Annotated in this window: 21 protein-coding genes; 9 read left to right on the forward strand and 12 right to left on the reverse strand. The window is 53.8% G+C overall.

The features are described from left to right. Nucleotides 1–40: 40 nt before the first annotated feature. Complete coding sequence (gene hspQ, locus ABIC80_RS08710; RefSeq protein WP_023481608.1) at nt 41–358, forward strand: heat shock protein HspQ; 318 nt, start codon at nt 41–43, stop codon at nt 356–358. Between the two features lie 28 nt (nt 359–386). Here hspQ and ABIC80_RS08715 read toward each other — a convergent pair whose 3' ends face one another. Beyond that, nucleotides 387–800, reverse strand: a complete 414-nt coding sequence (locus ABIC80_RS08715) for a CoA-binding protein (RefSeq protein ID WP_200134056.1) — start codon at nt 798–800, stop codon at nt 387–389. Between the two features lie 136 nt (nt 801–936). Between ABIC80_RS08715 and mgsA the strand changes: the two genes are divergently transcribed. Continuing rightward, nucleotides 937–1,395 carry a methylglyoxal synthase gene (gene mgsA, locus ABIC80_RS08720; protein WP_023481788.1) on the forward strand — a complete coding sequence of 153 codons (459 nt, stop codon included), beginning with the start codon at nt 937–939 and terminating at the stop codon, nt 1,393–1,395. A 26-nt stretch (nt 1,396–1,421) separates the two neighbouring features. On the opposite strand, the gene helD is transcribed toward mgsA, so the two are convergent. Next, on the reverse strand, nt 1,422–3,476 hold the full coding sequence (helD, locus tag ABIC80_RS08725; protein ID WP_429176656.1) for a DNA helicase IV: 2,055 nt from the start codon (nt 3,474–3,476) through the stop codon (nt 1,422–1,424). Between the two features lie 122 nt (nt 3,477–3,598). Between helD and ABIC80_RS08730 the strand changes: the two genes are divergently transcribed. Next, nucleotides 3,599–4,045, forward strand: a complete 447-nt coding sequence (locus ABIC80_RS08730) for a YccF domain-containing protein (RefSeq protein WP_094420311.1) — start codon at nt 3,599–3,601, stop codon at nt 4,043–4,045. Nucleotides 4,046–4,061: 16 nt separating this feature from the next. Beyond that, on the forward strand, nt 4,062–6,188 hold the full coding sequence (gene yccS / locus ABIC80_RS08735) for a YccS family putative transporter (RefSeq protein WP_429176659.1): 2,127 nt from the start codon (nt 4,062–4,064) through the stop codon (nt 6,186–6,188). Here yccS and ABIC80_RS08740 read toward each other — a convergent pair. Then, on the reverse strand, nt 6,185–6,805 hold the full coding sequence (locus ABIC80_RS08740) for a TfoX/Sxy family DNA transformation protein (RefSeq protein ID WP_139965098.1): 621 nt from the start codon (nt 6,803–6,805) through the stop codon (nt 6,185–6,187). The genes yccS and ABIC80_RS08740 overlap by 4 nt on opposite strands. 216 nt (nt 6,806–7,021) lie before the next feature. On the opposite strand from ABIC80_RS08740, the gene sulA reads away from it, so the two are divergent. Further along, nucleotides 7,022–7,531, forward strand: coding sequence for an SOS-induced cell division inhibitor SulA (sulA, locus tag ABIC80_RS08745; RefSeq protein ID WP_429176661.1), 510 nt, complete (start codon nt 7,022–7,024; stop codon nt 7,529–7,531). A gap of 367 nt (nt 7,532–7,898) precedes the next feature. Next, nucleotides 7,899–8,948, forward strand: a complete 1,050-nt coding sequence (gene ompA, locus ABIC80_RS08750) for a porin OmpA (protein WP_023481315.1) — start codon at nt 7,899–7,901, stop codon at nt 8,946–8,948. Nucleotides 8,949–9,035: 87 nt separating this feature from the next. Here the strand turns inward: ompA and matP are convergent, their stop codons facing one another. Further along, the gene (gene matP / locus ABIC80_RS08755; RefSeq protein ID WP_023481810.1) at nt 9,036–9,488 is read right to left on the reverse strand and encodes a macrodomain Ter protein MatP; all 453 of its coding nucleotides are present in this window, start codon (nt 9,486–9,488) and stop codon (nt 9,036–9,038) included. A gap of 182 nt (nt 9,489–9,670) precedes the next feature. Between matP and ABIC80_RS08760 the strand changes: the two genes are divergently transcribed. Beyond that, nucleotides 9,671–11,416: an AAA family ATPase gene (locus ABIC80_RS08760; protein ID WP_429176663.1), complete on the forward strand. Its 1,746-nt coding sequence runs from the start codon at nt 9,671–9,673 to the stop codon at nt 11,414–11,416. 84 nt (nt 11,417–11,500) lie between these two features. Then, complete coding sequence (fabA, locus tag ABIC80_RS08765) at nt 11,501–12,019, forward strand: bifunctional 3-hydroxydecanoyl-ACP dehydratase/trans-2-decenoyl-ACP isomerase (RefSeq protein ID WP_023481591.1); 519 nt, start codon at nt 11,501–11,503, stop codon at nt 12,017–12,019. Nucleotides 12,020–12,088: 69 nt separating this feature from the next. Here fabA and rmf read toward each other — a convergent pair whose 3' ends face one another. The 6 genes from rmf to rlmKL form a co-directional block, all read right to left on the reverse strand. Further along, a complete protein-coding gene (rmf, locus tag ABIC80_RS08770; protein WP_023481470.1) occupies nt 12,089–12,256 on the reverse strand; it encodes a ribosome modulation factor in 168 nt (55 codons plus the stop codon). A gap of 255 nt (nt 12,257–12,511) precedes the next feature. After that, on the reverse strand, nt 12,512–13,084 hold the full coding sequence (gene pqiC / locus ABIC80_RS08775; RefSeq protein WP_312277345.1) for a membrane integrity-associated transporter subunit PqiC: 573 nt from the start codon (nt 13,082–13,084) through the stop codon (nt 12,512–12,514). After that, complete coding sequence (gene pqiB / locus ABIC80_RS08780) at nt 13,081–14,721, reverse strand: intermembrane transport protein PqiB (protein ID WP_288881307.1); 1,641 nt, start codon at nt 14,719–14,721, stop codon at nt 13,081–13,083. The genes pqiC and pqiB overlap by 4 nt, the downstream gene beginning before the upstream one ends. Further along, a complete protein-coding gene (pqiA, locus tag ABIC80_RS08785; protein WP_319551739.1) occupies nt 14,711–15,982 on the reverse strand; it encodes a membrane integrity-associated transporter subunit PqiA in 1,272 nt (423 codons plus the stop codon). Before pqiA ends, pqiB begins: the two co-directional genes overlap by 11 nt. 11 nt (nt 15,983–15,993) lie before the next feature. Continuing rightward, complete coding sequence (locus tag ABIC80_RS08790; protein WP_094420319.1) at nt 15,994–17,901, reverse strand: ABC transporter ATP-binding protein; 1,908 nt, start codon at nt 17,899–17,901, stop codon at nt 15,994–15,996. Between the two features lie 12 nt (nt 17,902–17,913). Next, nucleotides 17,914–20,022 carry a bifunctional 23S rRNA (guanine(2069)-N(7))-methyltransferase RlmK/23S rRNA (guanine(2445)-N(2))-methyltransferase RlmL gene (gene rlmKL, locus ABIC80_RS08795; protein WP_429176666.1) on the reverse strand — a complete coding sequence of 703 codons (2,109 nt, stop codon included), beginning with the start codon at nt 20,020–20,022 and terminating at the stop codon, nt 17,914–17,916. A 100-nt stretch (nt 20,023–20,122) separates the two neighbouring features. Between rlmKL and ABIC80_RS08800 the strand changes: the two genes are divergently transcribed. Then, complete coding sequence (locus ABIC80_RS08800) at nt 20,123–21,232, forward strand: YcbX family protein (RefSeq protein ID WP_429176668.1); 1,110 nt, start codon at nt 20,123–20,125, stop codon at nt 21,230–21,232. Here the strand turns inward: ABIC80_RS08800 and zapC are convergent. Beyond that, nucleotides 21,229–21,771 (reverse strand): cell division protein ZapC, encoded by a 543-nt coding sequence (zapC, locus tag ABIC80_RS08805; protein ID WP_094420322.1) that lies wholly within the window; start codon nt 21,769–21,771, stop codon nt 21,229–21,231. The two genes, ABIC80_RS08800 and zapC, sit on opposite strands and share 4 nt — an antisense overlap. Nucleotides 21,772–21,938: 167 nt before the next feature. Continuing rightward, nucleotides 21,939–22,949, reverse strand: coding sequence for a quinone-dependent dihydroorotate dehydrogenase (pyrD, locus tag ABIC80_RS08810; protein ID WP_023481354.1), 1,011 nt, complete (start codon nt 22,947–22,949; stop codon nt 21,939–21,941). Between the last annotated feature and the right edge of the window lie 199 nt (nt 22,950–23,148).

A 23,148-nucleotide genomic window follows, 5' to 3' on the forward strand; every position in this document is an offset into this window, starting at 1 on the left:
CCCCATATTTGGGGTTATCAAAGGTTCCCGGGAGGTGACAATGATAGCCAGCAAATTCGGTATCGGTCAGCAGGTTCGCCACTCACTGCTGGGGTATCTTGGCGTAGTGGTCGATATCGACCCAGAGTACTCGCTTGATGAGCCGTCAGCAGACGAGCTGGCAGTCAATGACGAGTTACGCATACTGCCCTGGTACCATGTAGTGATGGAGGATGACGACGGTCAACCCGTTCACACTTATCTGGCCGAAGCGCAGCTCACCAGCGAAATAACGGATGAGCACCCCGAACAGCCCTCAATGGATGAGCTGGCGCGGACCATTCGGCGCCAGCTGCAGGCTCCAAGATTGCGAAACTGATCGTACCCCGCAACCAGCGGGGTATTTTTTATTTCGCCAAACCCAGGCGCGGAATTTCAATCGCCGGGCAGCGATCCATCACTACGTTCAACCCCGCTTCCTGCGCCAGCACAGCAGCCTGTTCGTTAATCACGCCCAATTGCATCCATAACGTTTTCGCCCCTACGGCAATCGCCTCTTGCGCGACGTCCCATGCGGCCTCGGAGTTGCGGAACACATCCACCATATCAATTTTCTCTGGCACATCTGCCAGCGTGGCATACCCCTGCTGACCCAACAGCGTCGTTCCGGCCACTTTTGGTGAGACTGGGATCACATGATAGCCCTGATCTAACAGGTACTTCATGACGCGGTAACTGGGACGATCGGGTTTGTCGCTTGCGCCAACCAGAGCGATGGTATGCGTAGCGCGTAAAATCTCGGCAATATCGTTCTCTTTCATCATTTCCTCCGCTTGATTTCACAAAGTGTAAATCAATCGGGGTAACTCAACCATTTTCTGTTTTTTTTATTCGCTTCTCTTGCAGCATCAAGTGCTTCCAGTAATCTGTAGCAAACATCACTGACGGAAATAGATCATGGAATCAACCACTCGCACGCTACCCGTACGCAAGAATATCGCCCTTGTCGCGCACGATCACTGCAAGCAGTTGTTAATGAAATGGGTTGAGCGGCACCAGCCCGTGCTGGCAGCACATCAACTCTATGCAACCGGCACTACCGGTAATTTGATTCAACGCGCAACTGGGCTGGAAGTGAATGCAATGCTGAGCGGCCCGATGGGTGGCGATCAGCAGGTCGGCGCGCTCATCTCGGAAGGTAAAATCGACGTACTCATTTTCTTCTGGGATCCGCTTAATGCCGTCCCTCACGATCCTGATGTAAAAGCCCTGCTTCGCCTGGCGACGGTATGGAATATTCCTGTGGCAACCAACCTTTCAACCGCCGATTTTATTATCGAATCCCCGCAATTTAATCACAGCGTTGATATTTTGATTCCAGATTATCAGCGCTATCTGGCTGAACGGTTGAAGTAACGTCAGGCGGCACCCGCCGCCTGAGTTCAGGGCTTTCTGGCAACGGGCACATCCAGCGATTTGAGTATTTCAACAAAGCGTGAAGGTTCCTCTTTGTTGAACAGCAACCAAACGCGATTACGTGCTCGCGTCAGTGCAACATAGAGCAGACGACGCTCCTCTGCGTCAGGAAACTCCTCTTCCGCAGGCAAAAGCGCCAGTTCCATAATCGATTCCCGCGCTGGCGCAGGAAACCCATCTTGCCCCTCTTTTAGGCCAACAATAATCACATAGTCGGCCTGCTGCCCTTTACTGGCATGAACCGTCATAAAATCCAGCTGCAGTTTCGGCCATCGCGTAGCCGCTTTGTCCAGGCTTTTTGGCCTGGCGTGATGATAACGGGCCAATACCAGGATGCGCTCCTCCGGCTTCGCGAAACCGCTTAGCTTATCGAGCAGCGCATCGAGTTGATCTTCTGCCAGCAGCGTTACGGATTTTTTATCACCTGTCAGCAAGCTGTTAAGCGGCTTGGCTAGCTGCGAGGGGTTTTGCTGAATAAAGCGGTTCGCCACTTCACCGATGCGGGAATTAAAGCGATAGGTTGTATCAAGGGCGCAGAGATCGCCTTCACCAAAATAGTGGTGGAAAGCGGTGGTCAGGGAAAGTTGCGCGCCGCTGAAGCGGTATATAGCTTGCCAGTCATCGCCGACTGCAAAAAGTGTTGTTTGCGTATTTTGTTTGCGTAACGCCGCCAGTAGCGCAGCGCGCTGGGGTGAAATGTCCTGGAACTCATCCACCAGAATATGCTTCCACGGGCTGATAAAGCGCCCTTTTTCCAGCACATTGATGGCCTGATGAATAAGCCCCGAAAAGTCGACGGCGTTCTCTTCCTTAAGCGCGCTCTTCCATGCTTTCAGCAATGGCGCCATCAATTTGATGCGTTTGGCAAAGAGATCGCGTATCTCATCCGGTGCGCTGGCAATCATTTCCGCCTGAGCACCGCCATGCATGCGCATCAAACTTATCCAGCGATCCAAACGTGGTGCAACGCGCCGCTGCAACGCCTCGTCATCCCAATAATTCCCTTCAGGAATCTGCCAGCTCAGCTCCTCTTCCAGCCACTGACGCCACCCTTTTGCCTGCGCTTTTTTCTCGCTGCACTGCTGCACCCAGGTTTGGGTTAACAACGTCAGTCGTGCGGCAGTATTGTTTTCCAGCTCGCTCAATGCAGGCACTTTCTTGCTGCCTTGCTGAATGATGTACAGAGCCAGTGCATGAAAAGTCCGCGCAGTGATCTCATCGGTATGCAGCCGCTCGCGAATACGCTCATCCATCTCCTGCGCTGCTTTACGGCCAAAGGCGAGCAGAAGAATTTGATCGGCAGAGGCCTCACCACGTGCCAGTAGCCAACCGGCACGCGCCACCAGCACGGAAGTTTTACCGCTGCCAGCGCCAGCCAATACCAGAAGAGAGTGCTCACCATTGACCACTGCCCTCGCTTGCGCCGGATTTAGAGGCGAGCTTTCAACCTGTTCAAAAAAGGTCGCATACTGCTTCAGCATCGTTTCGGTAAAGGCTTGATTATGTTCTGCCCGACGCCCTTCAACATCCTGTAGCCATGCCTGGCACTGTTGCCAGAGCGTGCGACAATTATCAAACTCCGAAAGACGACTGGTGGGTATCGGCAGCGCAGCGAAAGCCTCCTGCAACTGACGCTGTACGCCGGTCAACTGGTTACGCGTCAACCATCTGGATGGATCAATACGTTCAGAGATAAGCGCCAACTGGCCCGACAGGAGTTCAGCTGCCACCTCGCTCATCTCCGCGCTCCAGCTGCACCAGCGCTCATTCAGAAGGTGGTAAAAACGCTGCGTGTCACTCCACTCAGTGCCATGCAAGCGCACCACTTTGTTATCAGCCAACTGAAACTCCATCTCTCCCCAAACCATGCCCCGCTTACACTCAATCGCCAATAATTGATTAAAGGGAATGAGGTATTCATGGCGGTCGCCCGCTACTTTTATACCTGCATGCAGGATGGTCGCGCGATCGTACGGGTGCTGTGCCAGGCGTTTTCCCAGGGAAGTCGCTTTCAGTTCCATCTCTTGGTGATCTCAGCTTGTGACAATTATTGCCAGTTTACCTGTCAGAGAATTGGTGCTCCAGTCCAAAAAATCGTTACAATTGCCGGAACGATCAATACCCGGAACTCAACTGAGGTTTTATGCGTACCATTTTGAATATCCTGAATTTTGTCCTCGGTGGTTTTGCCACAACATTGGGCTGGCTGGTGGCAACCATTGTTAGCGTGTTGTTAATCGTGACCCTTCCGCTCACGCGCTCATGCTGGGAGATCACTAAGTTATCCCTTATTCCGTGGGGAAATGAGGCGGTCCACGTCGATGAACTCTCTCCAGACGGCAGAAATGGTCTGCTAAACGCAGGGGGAACCTTACTGAATGTTGTCTGGTTTATCCTATTCGGCTGGTGGCTTTGCGTGATGCATATTATTGCCGGCGTGGCTCAATGCCTGACAATTATTGGTATCCCGGTTGGCGTGGCGAATTTTAAAATCGCCGCTATCGCATTGTGGCCGGTGGGGCGTCGTGTTGTTTCCGTTGAAACGGCACGAGCTGCACGTGAAGCCAACGCGCGTCGTCGTTTTCAGTAATCGGATCCCCTGCCCTATGTTGAGCCCCTTGCTTCGTCGTTACACCTGGAACAGCGCCTGGCTGTATAACGTCAGGATCTTTATCGCCCTTTGCGGCACCGCCGCGTTACCGTGGCACCTTGGCGAAGTTAAACTGACCATTCCATTAACCCTCGGCGTGGTTGCTGCGGCGCTGGCCGACCTCGATGACCGTCTTACCGGGCGGTTAAAAAACCTGGTCATTACGCTGGTCTCCTTTTTTATCGCCTCGGCATCAGTGGAGTTGCTATTTCCCTGGCCATGGCTCTTCGCACTTGGCCTGGTCAGCTCCACTATCGGCTTTATTTTGCTGGGAGGGTTAGGTCAACGATATGCCACTATTGCCTTTGGTGCGCTGCTGATTGCCGTTTACACCATGCTGGGCGTGTCGCTTTTCGAGCACTGGTACCAGCAACCTCTGCTGTTGCTGGCTGGTGCCGTGTGGTTCAACCTCCTGACTCTGGTCGGGCATCTTGTTTTCCCTATTCGCGCGCTGCAGGACAACCTGGCGCGCTGCTATGAGCAGCTAGCGCACTACCTGGAACTGAAATCACGCCTTTTCGATCCTGATATTGAGGAAGCCAGCCAGGCACCTTTATATGAACTCGCCTTATCTAATAGCCAGCTGGTTACCACGCTTAATCAGACAAAGGGCACAATGCTCACCCGTTTACGGGGCGATCGTGGGCAGCGAAGCACGCGTCAGGCGCTGCATTACTACTTTGCGGCGCAAGATATCCATGAACGCGCGAGCTCATCGCACATTCAGTATCAAACCCTGCGCGAGCATTTTCGCTATAGCGACGTGATGTTCCGCTTTCAACGTCTTCTTTCGATGCAATCTCAGGCCTGCGCGCAGCTCTCCCGCGCGATTTTGCTGCGTGAGCCCTATCAGCATGACAGCCGGTTTGAACGGGTATTCCTTCACCTTGACGCCGCGCTGGCGCGGATAAAAAACAGCGGGGAAACGACTCCCGAACATGTCAAAGCGCTCGGTTTTTTACTCGACAATCTACGCGCGATCGACGCGCAACTGGCAGCAATTGAATCAGGACAGCCTCATCCTCAGGCTCATGGCGAGACGGAAAATCAGCTCGCCGACGACAGCCTGAACGGCTTTCACGACGTCTGGTTACGCCTGCGCCAAAATCTGACACCCGAATCTGCCCTGTTTCGCCATGCGGTGCGTATGTCGGTGGTGCTCTGTATCGGCTACGCCTTTATCCATCTCACCGGTTTACAACATGGCTACTGGATCCTGTTAACCAGCCTGTTCGTTTGCCAGCCGAACTATAATGCCACGCGCCATCGTCTGAGCTTGCGCGTCATCGGCACGCTGGTAGGTGTCGCTATCGGTTTGCCGGTACTCTATTTTGTTCCTTCGCAAGAGGGACAGTTGCTGCTGATTGTTATTACTGGCGTGCTCTTTTTCTCATTCCGCACGGTGCAATACGCTCATGCCACGATGTTCATCACGCTGCTGGTTTTGCTCTGTTTCAACCTGCTCGGGGAAGGGTTTGAAGTCGCTATTCCACGCATTATCGATACGTTGATTGGCTGCGCTATCGCCTGGGCGGCAGTAAGCTTTATCTGGCCGGACTGGCGCTTCAGGAACCTGGCGAGCGTCACGGAGAAAGCATTTAACGCCAACTGCCGCTATCTTGACGCGATCCTCGAGCAGTATCATCAAGGGCGTGATAATCGCCTTGCCTATCGCATCGCCAGGCGTAACGCTTACAACCGCGATGCCGAACTGGCTTCGGTAGTATCGAATATGTCTTCGGAACCGGGTACTTCACCTGAGCTCCGTGAAGTGGCGTTCAGATTGCTGTGCCTTAATCAGACTTTTATAAGCTACATTTCTGCGCTGGGTGCGCATCGCGAGCAATTAACCCAACCTGAAGTGTTGCGTCTACTGGATGACGCGGTGTGTTACGTGGATGATGCCCTCCACCATTCGCCTGCCGATCAGGGGCGGGTGCAGGATGCGCTTGCTGATTTATCGCAGCGCATCAAGCAACTGGATCCGCGCCCCGACAGCAAAGAGCCGCTTGTATTACAACAGGTTGGCCTGTTGATAGCGTTATTGCCGGAAGTTTCTCGTTTAAAAAGCCAAATAGTCTAGAGAGGGTTAGCTCCTTTATTGATCACATCATTAGACCACTCAAGCAGCGCCTGCCGACGACTTGCCGGAAGCGCTGCTTCATGAATGCCGACGATGGCCCCTTCCAGTGCAAATAACACTTTTACACTGAGTTGTTTATTCATTTTCCGAAGTCTGAGCCAGCAAACTTTCGCACCAAGTAGCCGCAGGATTTGCGCATCTTTGATGCCGGCCTGCTGCAATTGAAACTCGAGTTGACTGGAAAGATTGGGTAGATCGCGCAGGCGAAAAAGTCTTTCGCGCTGTGTTTTCTCCCGCCGTGCTGCATCAAGCGCAAGTGTAGAAAGCTTCAGCAGCAAGCCGCGGTCACCCCATACATTGTCGCTGACATAGAAATAATTTAACGATATCTGACGCCCCCGCTTGTTGAGACTTAAAAGCGGTGCACGCCGGACGACGTCATACTGCGCGCTTTCATCACAGGCGCGTAAGTAGAGTTTCCCCTCGGCTATCATCGCAAAAACGATGTTATCCACTGCAAGGCTATAACCACCAAAGTGGGCGCGATGGCTAATTTGTCCGAGTGAAGTGAGATATTCGCGCGATTGATATATCCGTTGATAAGATAGGTCTTCCATGATTTTTCCTTTATAAATCACCTGGTAATGCGTTTTTCCGTAAGCGGATCCAGTAATCAGGAACATAGGCAACTGCGCGCGCGACGGCAAGCAAATTTTGTATTGAGCCGCATTCACAAAACAAAAATGCGAGTTGCTTTCAGAAATTGAGGTTGATCTTTAAACACTCAACGGGTACTGTATGTTTATACAGTAACTCAGAGGGCTGGATTGCTTATGCACACTTCAGGCTATGCAAATCGTTCTAAAACATCCGCTTCCGCGATTAACACATTGAACCAGAGCGATTCGAATACTCTCGCTACCGGGCTGATTAGCGAAATGGTTTACCATGAAGACCAGCCCATGATCACTCAGTTATTATTGCTGCCATTGCTACAGCAGCTTGGTCAACAGTCACGCTGGCAGCTGTGGTTAACACCGCAACAGAAATTAAGCCGTGAATGGGTTCAGTCTGCTGGCTTGCCGCTGACCAAAGTAATGCAGATTAACCAACTCTCTCCCGGGGTTACGCTGGACTCTATGATCCGGGCGTTACGTACCGGTAATTTCAGCGTTGTCATTGGCTGGCATACTGAGGAGTTGACGGAAGATGAACATCGCCGCCTGGCGTCGGCAGCCGAAGAAGGCAATGCGATTGGCTTTGTTATGCGTCCAATTCGTCGCAATCCCCTCGCTGCGAGACAGCTTTCCGGAATAAAAATTCACTCAAATTTGTATCATTGAGTAAATTTAGGAGTTTTCCTGGGATTATTTTTCGCCGTTTCCAGTATCCCCTATTTATTAGCTAAATAGAGCCGCAAAGCTTGTGCGGCGTGGTTTGCCATACATCAATGATGAACGATATCTGAGCACAAATGTTAAATTTTGTGTACACAAAGCCTTTTTTTTCATATGCCTGACGGACTTCACACTTGTAAGTTTCCAACTACGTTGTAGACTTTACATCGCCAGGGGTGCTCGGCATAAGCCAAAGATATCGGTAAAGATATCTGCAGAGTTGTCAGTGAGCAATGCCCCCGGTGAAGGATTTAACCGTGACTTCTCGACGAGATTTCCATGGCGATTTTTGGATGATAACGAGGCGCAAAAAATGAAAAAGACAGCTATCGCGATTGCAGTGGCACTGGCTGGCTTCGCTACCGTAGCGCAGGCCGCTCCGAAAGATAACACCTGGTATACCGGTGCTAAACTGGGCTGGTCTCAGTTCCACGATGTTGGTAACAACCAGATCCCTAACAATGGCCCGACTCACGAGAGCCAGTTAGGCGCTGGTGCGTTCGGTGGTTATCAGGTTAACCCGTACGTTGGCTTTGAAATGGGCTATGACTGGCTGGGTCGCATGCCGTACAAAGGCAGCGATGTAAACGGCGCATTCAAAGCTCAGGGCGTTCAGCTGACCGCTAAACTGGGTTACCCGATTGCTGATGACGTTGATCTGTACACCCGTCTGGGTGGTATGGTTTGGCGTGCAGACGCTAAAAACAACCAGGGCTTCAAAGATCACGATACCGGCGTTTCTCCGGTCTTCGCTGGTGGTGTTGAGTGGGCAGTTACCCGTGATATCGCTACCCGTCTGGAATACCAGTGGACTAACAACATTGGTGACGCGAACACCGTTGGTGGTCGTCCGGACAACGGTCTGCTGAGCTTAGGTGTTTCTTACCGTTTCGGTCAGCAGGAAGATTCCGCACCGGTAGTTGCTCCGACTCCGGCACCGGCTCCGGAAGTACAGACCAAGCACTTCACTCTGAAGTCTGACGTTCTGTTCACCTTCAACAAAGCTACCCTGAAACCGGAAGGTCAGCAGGCGCTGGATCAGCTGTACAGCCAGCTGAGCAACCTGGATCCGAAAGACGGTTCCGTAGTGGTTCTGGGCTTCACCGACCGCATCGGTTCTGACTCTTACAACCAGGGTCTGTCTGAGAAACGTGCTCAGTCCGTTGTTGATTACCTGGTTTCTAAAGGTATCCCGGCTAACAAAATCTCCGCACGTGGCATGGGTGAATCTAACCCAGTTACCGGCAACACCTGTGACAACGTGAAAGCACGCGCTGCTCTGATCGATTGCCTGGGTCCGGATCGTCGCGTTGAGATCGAAGTTAAAGGTATCAAAGACGTTGTAACTCAGCCGCAGGCTTAAGTTCTCCGTCAGAAAAAAACCCCGCCATTGCGCGGGGTTTTTTATTATGTAGCGATTGAAAATGGGAGGAATAAGGAAGCTGGTTGACTACTCTTTTCCGAGCAGCGCCTGCAGGTCGTGCTTAATGGTCGACATTTTCGACGCATACTTCTCTTTATGCTCAGCATCCTCAATCAATTGCACAATCGTTTCGGAAAGGGTCTTTCCGCGGCGTTGCGCCAGCCCTGCCAGTCGTTGCCAAACAACAAACTCCAGGTCGATTGATTTCTTACGCGTATGCTGATGCTCGGCATTAAAGTGCCGCTTACGACGCGCACGAATAGTCTGTTTCATCCGGTTGATCAACGCCGGATTAATATGCTGCTCAATCCAGGCGTTAACACGCACGGGCTCATTTTCGAGGGTCAATAAATTATCGACGGCCTCTTTCGCCGCGCTGGCTTCCACATAGCGGGTGATCAACTCCCCTTCACGGTGCTTTTTAACCAGATACTTCCATTTCCAGCCGCTTTCGAGATTTTCCAGTTGTTGATATTTCATTTCTCTCTCAACGTAACCGCGTAACTGAGTCCAGAATATCAGTTTTTTAAGACTCTGCTCAGAAGAAATCACCAGGAACAGTCGATCTGCCGGGTGAGGCTGGCTGAAAGTTGTAATCATTGTGTGATGCGCCAGCGTTTACGGTATAATCCCGCCCTTTACAGCTGACTAAAATAACGACTTTGACCACTACAAAACTTGAATGGAACGACCTGGTTCCTGATGCAGACAGCTATCAGGACGTGTTTGAATCGTCCGCATTAGCGAGCGAAACGGACTTCTCACTGGCCGATACTCAGCCCCGATTGCACTATGCGCTCGAGCAACTGCTCTACCCGCGCGCAACCTCGCGCTTTTTACTGACAAAAGCGCCAGAAGAAGCCGAATATCTCACGCTTATTGGTGAAACGCTCACCTCGCTACTGCCTGCTACTCATACTCCTGCAGGCGGCCAGTACGATATTACCGGCTCAATCGTGCGTTTCGAACCCAGCACCGATCACGAGAGTAATTTCGTCGGTAAGCAGCCGGTTGTGATTGCAGACTGGGTTGAAGCCGAGCAGCTTTTCGGTTGCCTGCGTCAGTTTAATCAAGAGATTACCCTTCAGCCAGGCCTGGTTCATCAGGCAAACGGCGGCGTATTACTGATTTCGTTGCGAGCTCTTTTAGCCCAGCCATTACTCTGGATGCGTCTGAAAACCATGGTGACGCAGCGCCGTTTCGACTGGGTATCGTTTGACGAGTCGCGCCCGCTTCCGGTGTCGGTACCATCTATGCCGCTGGATCTGAAAGTTGTTCTGGTCGGCGAGCGTGAGTCGCTGGCAGATTTCCAGGAGATGGAGCCGGAACTCGCTGCACAGGCGATTTATAGCGAATACGAAGAGACCCTGCAGGTTACAGATAGCGACACACTGCGCGTATGGCGTCAGTGGGTAGAACAAACGGCCAGCGCCGCACAATTACCGACGCCGGCGACAGATGCCTGGGCCACGCTAATTCGTGAAGCCGTGCGTTATACCGGCGATCAAGAAACACTACCGCTCTGCCCTTTGTGGCTCTCGCGCCAACTGCGCGAAGTTGCGGCATTAACGGCCGACGACACTTTTGATAACGATGCCCTGACCTCCATGCTTGCTCAGCGTGAGTGGCGAGAAGGGTTCCTTGCGGAGCGGATGCAGGATGAGATCCTGCTTGAGCAGATCCTCATCGAAACCGAAGGTGAACGTATCGGCCAGGTTAATGCCCTTTCCGTGATTGAATTCCCGGGCCACCCGCGAGCGTTTGGCGAACCCTCGCGCATCAGCTGTGTTGTGCATATCGGTGACGGTGAATTCAATGACGTTGAGCGCAAAGCGGAACTCGGTGGCAACATCCATGCAAAAGGCATGATGATCATGCAGGCGTTTCTGATGTCCGAGCTGGATCTTGAACAACAAATTCCCTTCTCTGCCTCACTCACCTTTGAACAGTCTTACAGTGAAGTGGATGGCGATAGCGCTTCAATGGCTGAACTTTGCGCGCTGATCAGTGCGCTGGCAGAGGTGCCGGTTAATCAACGGCTTGCTATTACCGGTTCAGTCGATCAATTTGGTCGTTGCCAACCGGTCGGTGGTTTAAACGAAAAAATTGAAGGCTTTTTCGCCATCTGCCAGCAACGTGAGCTGACCGGTGAGCAAGGGGTCATCATTCCTGCGGCGAATGTTCGGCATTTGTGTTTACGCCAGGAGTTGCTGGATGCCATTGAGGCGAAGCAATTTTCCATCTGGGCAGTGGATGATGTGACAGATGCGCTACCCTTATTGATGGGTCTGGCATGGGACGCTGAAGGGCAAACTAACCTCAAGCAAATCATTCTCGAACGTATCGCGCAGGCAACCCAACAAGAGGCTCGCCATCGCTTTCCCTGGCCGTTACGCTGGCTAAACTAGTTCACTGTTAACTGATCGGACTTGTTCAGCGTACACGTGTTAGCTATCCTGCGTGCGAAATTACAAATAAGGCTTATTAAGAACATGGTAGATAAACGCGAATCCTATACAAAAGAAGATCTTCTTGCCTCTGGTCGCGGCGAACTGTTTGGCGAAAAAGGCCCGCAATTACCGGCTCCGAATATGCTGATGATGGACCGTGTGGTCAAAATGTCCGAGACCGGCGGTAACTTCGATAAAGGCTACGTTGAAGCTGAACTGGATATCAATCCCGACCTGTGGTTCTTCGGTTGCCACTTCATCGGCGATCCGGTTATGCCGGGCTGCCTCGGTCTTGATGCCATGTGGCAGCTGGTTGGTTTCTACCTCGGCTGGCTGGGCGGCGAAGGCAAAGGCCGTGCGCTTGGCGTAGGTGAAGTGAAATTTACCGGTCAGGTTCTGCCAACAGCGAAAAAAGTCACCTACCGCATTCATTTCAAACGCATCGTTAACCGTCGTTTGATCATGGGTCTGGCTGATGGTGAAGTGCTGGTTGACGATCGTCTTATCTACACAGCATCCGATCTGAAGGTCGGTCTGTTCCAGGACACCTCGGCTTTCTGATAGCAGCGTAGCCCTGCCAAAACGCGAAACCTCCGCAATGCGGAGGTTTCTTTTTCTAAAGAGACAGAATCAGGCAGTCACTGCCCTGTCCTCCATGGCCTGTCGCCAGCCTCCAAGCCACTCGGACCTTTGATTCAGGGTTTGGTACGGACACATCTCTTTCGAGCGCCCCGTAATACCAGCCTGATAACCACGTTGATGTGCCCGTTCCAGGCGATCGCGTTTTTGTCTCTTCATGCCTCGTTTCCCTCATTCTTTTATCTGGTGGAAAAGAAAACAGTGGTCACTTAATGTGCAACCACAGGTCACAAATACCTTGAATAGACCGCGTCGTCAATGCGCAAAATTCACGCCAGTGTCATAAATGTGACCTGGACAAAACTTCATTTGTACAATAAACGCACGTTTATCGGACTAAGTTTCTGAGCTCAAAAATAAAAAAAGCCGCAGCAGGCACAGACCCGTTGCGGCTCGTTTGATCATTAAATCTACTTATGGCAGACGGTTTAACTCCGCAGCGATACTGGCGGCTTCCTGCTGCCAGCCCTGCGCCAGGGTTTTGACCATCGCATCGTAACCATCTTCTTGCTGCTTCAGCTCGATATGGAAAGGCCGCTTAATTAAGCTGCCCTGATGCTTAAGCAGCCATTCGCCGCTGACAATAACGCGCCCGTCATAGCGACCATGAAAACCGGTTACCGTCACATTCAGCGTGTCCTGCTCGCTACCCAGCGGCTGCGATGCCACAACCCAGCCGGGTAAGGCATTGCCCAGGTTCGCCACCAGCGTATTACGCAACTGCTGATCGAGCGGGCTGGCCCAGAGGTTGTTATTGGCAATAACGTATTGCACATCGCTGGTTTGATACACCACGCCATTCCCCGCCAGATAGTCCGGCACAGAGACCTGCTCAACCCAGAGCTGGCGGTTGCCCTGGGTTTGTCCGGTCATCGACTGCGTCGCGGTTACCGACGGCGAAGGTAGCTGGTAGTAACTTTTGTTATCACCGCCGCTGCTGCAGGCGGCTAATAACAGGACAAGCATCGCCAGTGCGCTCTTTCTCATTGTTTCGCCCTCTTCGGCTGCGGATCGTCTTTCCCTTTCGCTTCGAATACCAGCGCATTGCTCTTATCGTTCAGCGTCTTCAGCACCGGCTGCAGTTCCCGTAACACCTGATCCAGACGCTGCATATCCGCCACCATCTTGTTGTAGGCGGCCGACCCCGGCTGGAACCCTTGCATACTGCGATTAAGCTCGCGCAGCGTAGACTGCATATCTGCCGGAAGCTGCTGCATTGACTGGCTGGCAGTCAATTTATTCAGGTTATCCAGCGTCGTTTGCAGACGTTTAAGGGTTTGCTGGCTCTCCGACAGCGTATTTGTCGCCTGCTGAATCATTGGATTGAGCGGCAGGTTGTTAATCTTATCCAGCGTATCCATCAGTCGCTGCTGGATTTGCGCCAGGCCGCCGCTCATCGTCGGGATAATCGGATAGCCCTCAAACTCAGTGAACTCTTTCATCGGCGGCGCATTGTTGTAGAAGTCGAGATCGACATACAACGCGCCGGTGACGATATTCCCGGTCTTCAGCGACGCGCGCAGGCCACGGTTAAGCAGCTCTTTCATATGCGCGGTCATATCGGCATCCTGTCCCAGCTGATTCGCCAGCCGCTCAGGCTCAATGCGGATCAGAACCGGAATACGGTAATCATCGTTCAGCGCCTGGCGCATGCCCGGGTTAAAGAACGGCACCTTGCTCACGGTTCCAAGGCGAATACCGCGGAACTCCACCGGCGCACCCGGCTGCAGGCCGCGAATCGAATCCTTAAAGAACATCAGGTAGTCGACATGATCGGTATAGAGCGAGTCCTGAATACTGCGCTGATCGTCATACAGTTTAAAGGCGCTCTTCTCCGCCACCGGCTGCCCTAAATCCAGCCCATCCGGGATATCAAAACTGACGCCACCGCCAAACAGCGTTGCAAGCGATCCCATCTCGACACGCATACCGGCGGAAGTGAGATCGACGGCGATACCGCTATCTTTCCAGAAACGGACATTGCTGGTCACCAGCCGATCGTTCGGCGCATTGATGAAGAGCTGATAGGTCATGGTCCGTTTTTGCGTATCAAAGTTACTGGTTTCAACCGAGCCCACACGATAGCCACGGAACAGCACCGGATCGCCAGGTGAGAGTTGACCCGCCTTGCTGCTGTCGAGGATCACGCGGATACCTTTGGCATCCGGCGGTGCCAGCGGAGGGGCATCCAGCAGGGTATATTGATCGGGCACGCTGCCTTTGGCACCCGGCTGAAGTTCAATATAGGCACCCGAGAGTAGCGTTCCGAGGCCGCTGACCCCTTCACGACCGACCTGCGGTTTTACTACCCAGAATACCGAGTCGTTGTGCAGCAGTTTTTCCATGCCGGAGTTGAGCCGCGCTTTGATCTCCACGTGGGTTAAATCATCGGTCAGCGTTGTACTCTCCACGACGCCGACATCCACGCTGCGGCTTTTAATCGGCGTTTTCCCGCCGACAATGCCCTCAGCATTTGTGGTGATCAACGTCACTTCCGGCCCCTGATGGCTGTAGTGATAAAAGAGGATCCAGGCGCCAATCAGCGCGGTCACGATCGGGAAAATCCAGACCGGTGACCAGTTCCTAACTTTTTGCACCTGGGCTTCGCCCTGTTTATTCTCCATGCTCTGACAACTCCTCATGGTGCGTTTGTGGCTCCCGATCCCAACTGAGACGCGGGTCGAAAGTCATCGCCGCAAACATCGTGATAATAACGACCAGCGCAAACATTAGCGCACCCATTGCAGGATAGATATTCATCAGCCCGCCAATGCGAACTAACGCAGATAGCACCGCAATAACAAAGACATCGATCATTGACCAGCGGCCAACAAACTCGACCACCTCATAAATAAAATGCATCCGTTCACTGTCACGTCTGCCATAGCCTTTCGCATCAATACAGAGCCAGGCAATACCGATCATTTTCAGCGTCGGCACCATAATGCTGGCAATAAAAATCACCAGCGCTACGGGATAGGAGCCCTCGCTCCATAACAGCACCACCCCCGCCAGTATGGTCGATGGCGTCGGATCGCCCAGCAGATCCGTTATCATGATCGGCAAAATATTAGCCGGCAGATAGAGCATGATCGCCGTGACGAGCAGTGCCAGCGTCCACTGTATGCTATGGCGTCGCCGGACATAACCGCGCGTATGGCACCGCGGACAAACCGGATTATCCATCGGAACGATTGCCGTGCAGCAGGGGCAAGAGCGCAGCCCCTGACGGATGCCGGTGATGCCCGCATGCAGAGGTTGCTCAAGTACAGGCGCAGGTGCGATGTCATCCCATAGCCAGTGGCGATCGACGCACTGAAACGCGCGCAGCTGCAGCAGGCAAAAGAGGCACCACGGAATAAAACTGCTGCCGATGCCGATATCGCCATAGGCCATCAGTTTAACGAAGCTCACCAGCACGCCAGCAAGAAAAATCTCCGCCATGCCCCAGCTTTTCAGCTGAAACAGCACCCGCGCCAGCGCGATTTTAAGGCGAAAATCCATCCGCACCCGGTTTACCAGCAGCAGGATAGTGATAAGGCAGAAGGCAGGCACCAGCTGGACAAAAAGCAGGAAGAGCGTGCCAAGGCTGGCGTAATCTTCCGAGAACATGACGCTTGGGATCTCAAGCAGCGTCACTTCGCTGCCGATGCCCGCCACCTGCATATTGACGAAGGGGAAGAGATTAGAGAGCAGCAGCATAAACAGGGCGACGAGGGCGTACGCCGTCGGACGCTGCCGCGGCTCCTGCCATTCGGTCGTCAGGGTTGTGCCGCAGCGCGGGCACGCCGCCCGGTGTCCATGTTGCAGCGACGGTAACGCCACCAGCATGTCACATTGCGAGCAGAGAATGTGGCGCGTGCCATGATGGTGGTGTTCACACATACCGCTTTCCTCTATGCGCCGTTTTTCAGCGCCTCCAGATACTCCCAGCGTTCAAACGCCGCTTCCAGTGCCTGCTCGGCTGACGCCATATCAGCGAGGACTTTTTGCGTATGATCGTGCGGCTGGCTGAAGAAACTTGCATCCGCTACCTGCGCCTGCAAGGTTTCCAGCTCTGCTTCCAGCTGTTCCAGCTTTTGCGGCAGCTGTTCCAGCTCACGCTGCAGGTTATAGCTTAGTTTGCTGGCGCTGCGTTTAACAGTTTCTGCTTTGGCGGCAGGCGCCTCGGCACTTTTCTGCACCGCAGCGTGTTTAAACGCCTGCGAAGCCGCCTGCTGACCGCGCGCATCGTGATAACCACCAACATACTGCCCGATGCGCCCTTCGCCTTCGAAGATCCAGCATTCGGTCACGGTGTTATCAACAAACTGACGGTCGTGGCTCACCAGCAGAACCGTGCCCTGGTAGCTATCAATCAGCTCTTCCAGCAGTTCGAGGGTTTCCACATCCAGGTCGTTGGTCGGTTCATCGAGAATCAGCAAGTTGCTGGGTTTCAGGAACAACCGCGCCAGCAACAGGCGGTTACGCTCCCCGCCTGACAGCGCGCGTACCGGCGTCATTGCCCGCTTCGGATGGAACAGGAAGTCCTGCAGGTAGCCGAGAATATGGCGCGGCTTGCCGTTGACCATCACTTCCTGCTTACCTTCCGCCAGGTTGTCCATTACGGTTCTGTCGGGATCAAGCTCAGCACGATGCTGGTCGAAGTAAGCCACTTCAAGCTTGGTACCAATGTGAACGCGGCCGCTATCGGCTTTCAACTGTTCAAGCATCAGCTTCAGCAGAGTCGTTTTACCGCAGCCGTTCGGGCCAATCAGCGCAATTTTATCGCCGCGCTGCACCTGAGTTGAGAAGTCACGCACCAGCGCTTTACCGTCGACGCCGTAGTTAACATGCTCCAGCTCGAAGACGATCTTGCCAGAGCGGGATGCCTCCTCGACCTGCATTTTTGCGCTGCCCATCACCTCACGGCGTTCGCTGCGCTCGCGACGCATCGCTTTCAGTGCGCGCACGCGCCCTTCGTTACGGGTACGACGCGCCTTAATGCCCTGGCGGATCCACACCTCTTCCTGCGCCAGCTTGCGATCGAATTCGGCGTTTTGCAGATCCTCTACGCGCAGCGCTTCCTCTTTCTCCAGCAGATACTGGTCGTAATTGCCCGGATAGGAGACCAGCTTGCCGCGATCGAGATCGACAATCCGCGTCGCCATATTGCGGATAAACGAACGGTCGTGCGAAATAAAGATAATGGTGCCGCCGAAAGACTTCAGGAACCCTTCCAGCCAGTCGATGGTTTCAATATCGAGGTGGTTGGTTGGCTCATCCAGCAGCAGCACGCGCGGCCCGCTGACCAGCGCACGCCCCAGCGCCGCTTTACGCAGCCAGCCGCCGGAGAGCGCCGAGAGCGACATATCGGCCGTCAGGCCGAGCTGCGCCAGCACTTCATTGATGCGGTTCTCCAGCTGCCACAGGCCGTGGTGATCCAGCATCTCCTGCACACGTGCCAGTTCCGCGAGATTTCTGTCGCTCGGATCGGTCATCACCAGGTGAGAGACCTCGTGATAACGCTTGAGATACTCTGCCTGCTCTTCGATACCTTCGGCAACGAAATCGTAGACGCTGCCGCTGACATTGCGCGGCGGATCCTGCTGCAGACGCGCAACAACTAAATCCTGCTCATAAACAATGCGACCATCATCGAGATTCACTTCCCGGTTGAGGATCTTCATCAGCGTCGATTTGCCTGCGCCGTTACGGCCAACCAGACAGACGCGCTCATTCTCTTCGATATGCAGTTCCGCATTATCGAGAAGGGGGGCGTCGCTGAATGAGAGCCACGCGCCGTGCATACTAATTAATGACATCTATTTATCCTTTCAGGCTGCGGTAATCAGCCAGCAGTTGTGGATTTGACGGTTGCGGGCAAAATCCTGCGACTGCGTTTTTTGGGTAATTTCTTGTGCTTTAAGCCCCAGCTTCGCCAGCCCGTCGAGATCCATACGGAAACCGCGTTTGTTATTGGAGAACATAATGGTGCCCCCTTTGCGCATCAGTCGCTTCAGGTCTTCCATCAGGCGCATATGGTCGCGCTGCACATCAAAAGACTCTTCCATGCGCTTGGAGTTAGAGAAGGTGGGCGGATCGATAAAGATGAGATCGAACTGCTCATCGGTCTCCTGCAGCCAGCCGAGGCAATCCGCCTGGATCAGACGATGCGCGCGGCCGCTTAAGCCATTAAGGCGCAGGTTACGCTCAGCCCACTCTAAATAGGTGCGGGACATATCCACAGTGGTGGTGGAGCGTGCGCCGCCGAGGCCCGCATGAACGCTGGCGCTGCCGGTGTAGGCGAAGAGGTTAAGGAAATCTTTGCCTTTGCTCATCTGGCCCAGCATGCGGCGGGCAATACGGTGATCGAGGAACAGGCCGGTATCCAGATAATCGGTCAGGTTGACCCACAGGCGCGCGTTATATTCGCTCACCTCGATAAAGTCGCCCTTCTCATTCATCTTCTGATATTGATTATTGCCCTTCTGGCGCTCACGGGTTTTCAGCACCAGCTTGTTAGGCGCAATACCGAGCACGTGAATGGTGGCGGCAATAATATCGAACAGGCGTTGACGCGCTTTTTGCGCATCAATGGTTTTCGGCGCGGCGTACTCCTGCACCACCACCCAGTCGGCATAGCGATCGACGGCAACGTTGTAGTCCGGCAGATCGGCATCATACAGGCGATAACACTCAATCCCCTCCTGACGCGCCCACTTCTCCAGCTTCTTAACGTTTTTACGCAGGCGGTTAGCGAAATCTTCCGCCATCGCTGGCGCTTTTGCTTCGCCGGTGTTTTCCGCCAGATGGTAGTTTTTCTGCACGCAGTCGAGCGGGCCGTTTTTGGCTTTGAATTGACGATCGGCGCGCAGCTGCAGGCAGTTGAGCAGATCGACCGAGGCGCTAAACAGCGACAGGTTCCAGCCGCCAAACTGCGCTTTCAACAGACGACCCAGCAGGCTATGCAGCGCAATCAGCGCCGGTTCACTCTCAAGACGCTCGCCGTAAGGCGGGTTACTGATAACCGTGCCGTACGGGCCTTGCGGCAATGGGTTGCTGAGCTGCGCGACATCTTTGGCTTCAAAGGTAATCAGCTCGCCAATTCCGGCGCGACGGGCGTTTTTACGGGCATTCTCAATGACGCGGGCATCGCTGTCAGAGCCATAAAAACGGGACTCATAGGCCGCCAGACCCTGGCGCGCGCGGTTTTGCGCATCGGCTTTCACTTCACCCCAGATGACATCGTCATGCTGCGCCCAGCCGCTAAAGCCCCAGTGACCACGGTGCAGGCCAGGTGCGCGATCGGTAGCCGCCATGGCAGCTTCAATCAGCAGCGTGCCGGAGCCGCACATCGGATCGAGCAGCGGCGTGCCCGGCTGCCAGCCGGAGCGCATCACAATTGCTGCGGCCAGGTTCTCTTTGATCGGCGCGATGCCGGTACGATCGCGGTAGCCGCGCAGGTGCAGACCTTCGCCGCTCAGATCGAGCGAGATATGCGCCGTTTCCTGGTTTAGCCAAACGTTAATGCGCAGATCCGGCATTTCACGCTCGACGTTCGGGCGCGGCAGGTTTTTGCGCGTAAAGCTGTCGACAATCGCATCTTTCACTTTCAGCGCGCCGTACTGGCTGTTGCGGATCTCATCGTTCAGCCCGCTGAAGTGCACGGCAAAGGTTGCGCCCGGGTTGAAAATCTCTGTCCAGTTGATCGCCTGCACGCCGAGATAGAGATCAAGGTCGCTATAAACCTTGCACTCTCCCAGCGGCATCATAATGCGCGAGGCCAGGCGGCTCCACATCAGGCTTTGGTACAGGAGCCGCGTGTCGCCTTCAAAATGGACACCACCCTGAACGACGCGGCACTCCACGGCGCCGAGTTTTTCAAGTTCAGTTTTTAACAGCTCTTCCAGCCCACGGGCCGTACTGGCAAACAGAGAAATCATAATGTCACTTACACTCTACGAAAATTGTTGCGCATTATAGCTAATCTCGCCCTCATGTCATAAAGTTGAGGGCTTATTTTCGTCTAACAGGGAGGAAGACGTGCCTACCCTTTCACGTCTTTATATCCATCCGGTGAAATCCATGCGCGGTATTGGCCTGACGCATGCCCTCGCCGATGCCAGCGGCCTCGCGTTTGACCGGGTTTTTATGGTCACGCAATCTGATGGCACCTTTATTACCGCGCGTCAGTTTCCGCAGATGGTGCGTTTTCTGCCCTCGCCTTTAACGGATGGCCTGCATCTGACCGCGCCCGACGGCAGTAGTGCGGTGATCCGCTTTGCCGATTTTGCCCCCGACGCCGCACCTACCGAGGTGTGGGGCAACCACTTTACGGCGCTGATTGCCCCTGCGGCCATCAACCAGTGGCTGAGCGGATTTTTCGACCGCGAGGTGCAGCTACGCTGGGTGGGCACAAAGCCGACCCGCCGCGTTAAGCGCCACGAAGAGGTTCCCCTCTCCTTTGCCGATGGCTTTCCCTATCTGTTAACCAATGAAGCCTCGCTGCGCGATCTGCAACAACGGTGCCCTGCAAGCGTGCAGATGGAGCAGTTTCGACCCAACCTGGTGGTGACCGGCGCGCAGGCGTGGGAGGAGGATAGCTGGAAAGTGGTGCGCATTGGCGACGTGGTGTTTGACGTGGTTAAACCGTGCAGCCGCTGCATCTTTACCACCGTCAGCCCCGAGCGCGGCCAGAAACACCCTGCCGGTGAGCCGCTCGCCACGCTGCAAAAGTTCCGCACGGCGCAGGATAATGGCGACGTCGACTTCGGTCAGAATTTAATTGCCCGCAACAGCGGCGTCATTCGCTCCGGCGATGAGGTTGCGGTACTGGCCACCGGCCCGGCGAAGGTTTACGGCGCGGGTGCGGTCGTTGAATCACTTGAACCGGAGGCGCAGCCCGCAGGCACGGTGGATATTGAGTGGCAGGGGCAGACCTTTCGCGGTAATAACCAGCAGGTGCTGCTGGAGCAGCTGGAAAACCAGGGGATCCGCGTGCCCTACTCATGTCGCGCAGGCATCTGCGGCTGCTGCCGGATACGTTTAGTCGAAGGGGAAGTGAGTGCGCTGAAACAGTCAGCGCTGGGTGAGGATGGCACTATCCTCAGTTGCAGCTGCGTACCGAAAACGTCGCTGCGGCTGGAGTCTTAAACCGCCTGTTCGAAAGCGAGGCTCGCGGCATTAAGCTGCGGCTTCAGGCGATCGTTCATAATTTTTATCGCATCGCCCAGTTGCATCGTGCGCCCGGCAATCACCACGCCGGGCTGCGCCAGCAGGCAGAGCGTCGCGTTCTCTCCTGGCTCTACCACCAGCAAATTCACGCACTCTTGCGTATCGCTTAACCAGACGCAGGCACCGTCGCCAGTGGCGGGCGTCCACGGGGAGTTGTGGCTCAAAAAGTGCCAGCTTTTCGGCATTTGCGGTTTAAGAAAGCGGATTGCCACCAGCGCATTGAGCACCAGCTCGGCGCGTTGCTCATTAGATAATTCTAAATCGCGGCATTTTTCATCGAAGGAGAAATAAAGCGCAGCGTCATCAACACAAAAACCAGACGGGGAAAAAGCATCAGGCGTCAGCATTTTACGGGCGAATCGGGAGCGAAATAACATACCATTGGCTAAATCGAGCATCATACGATCGTGCTCATCATCAAAATACCAGCGCCAATTATCGTCAGGTTTAATTCGCATTGTTTCCCCCTTTCCCCCTAAACATCCTGTTGTTTTTTCATCCGTTGTGCCGCCTCGCTTATTAACTTAATAATTGAAGACTGAAATGTTTAAATTAGCAACAGTGACGGAATATAAAACAACCAGGGCCGGAAATAAAGCCCTGGTTGCGCAGGAGGGGAAAAAGATCAGAGGTGAGTGACGATCTCTTTTACCAGCGGTGGGCCTTTAAAAATAAAACCAGAATAAATTTGCACCAGCGAAGCGCCCGCTTCCATCTTCTCGCGCGCGGCGATCACCGAGTCGATTCCACCGACGCCAATAATCGGTAAACGCCCGGATAATTCTTGTGACAGACGTCGGATAATTTGCGTACTTTTTAATTGCAGAGGGCGTCCACTTAAACCACCGGTTTCATCACAGTGCTTCATTCCCTGAACCAATGCCCGGTCAAGGGTGGTATTGGTGGCAATAACGCCATCAATATTGTGGCGAACTAAACTGTCAGCGACCTGGATTAGCTCTTCTTCAGAAAGATCGGGCGCAATTTTCACCGCCACCGGAACATATTTATGGTGGCGAGCTTGCAGATCATTCTGCTTAATTTTAATGGCGCTGAGTAAATCATCCAGCGCTTCGCCATATTGCAAGGTGCGCAAACCTGGAGTGTTTGGTGAAGAGATATTGATGGCGATATAACCGGCATAGGGGTAAATTTTCTCCATGCAGATCAAGTAGTCATCTTTACCCTGTTCCACCGGCGTATCTTTATTTTTGCCAATATTAATGCCGAGCACGCCGTCAAAATGCGCCTTTTTAACATTCTCGACCAGGTTGTCGACGCCAAGATTGTTAAAGCCCATGCGGTTAATCAGCCCTTCAGCCTCCACCAGGCGGAAGATCCTCGGCTTATCATTTCCCGGCTGCGGGCGGGGCGTCACGGTGCCAATCTCAATTGAGCCAAACCCCATCGCGCCCAGCGCATCGATGCACTCACCGTTTTTATCCAGACCAGCGGCAAGACCGAGCGGGTTTTTAAAGGTCAGTCCCATGCACTGCACCGGTTTTGCCGGTACACGCTGGCGGACAAGCGCTTCCAGCGGCGTGCCGGTAATACGGCGCAGCTGCTGGAACGTTAATTCATGAGCGCGTTCTGGATCGAACTGGAAAAGGGCTTTACGAACGAAGGGGTAGTACATGAACTCTCCTGGATTCCCGGTGTGCAAACCGGGGGCGTATTATCAGTGAAAGCGCAGCGAAAGGGAATTGACCTGTGGCAAAAAAAGCCTATTCCGCGCAATCGTTTTCCTCTCAGCCCCTCTCTTTATGCAAATTTCAGCAACTTTTCCCCAAATAAATCATTTAGGGGAATAAACCGCCTCTGTCACACTGCCTGAA

It is taken from the genome of Kosakonia sp. 1610 (genome assembly GCF_050435845.1).
Lineage (GTDB): Bacteria > Pseudomonadota > Gammaproteobacteria > Enterobacterales > Enterobacteriaceae > Kosakonia > Kosakonia cowanii.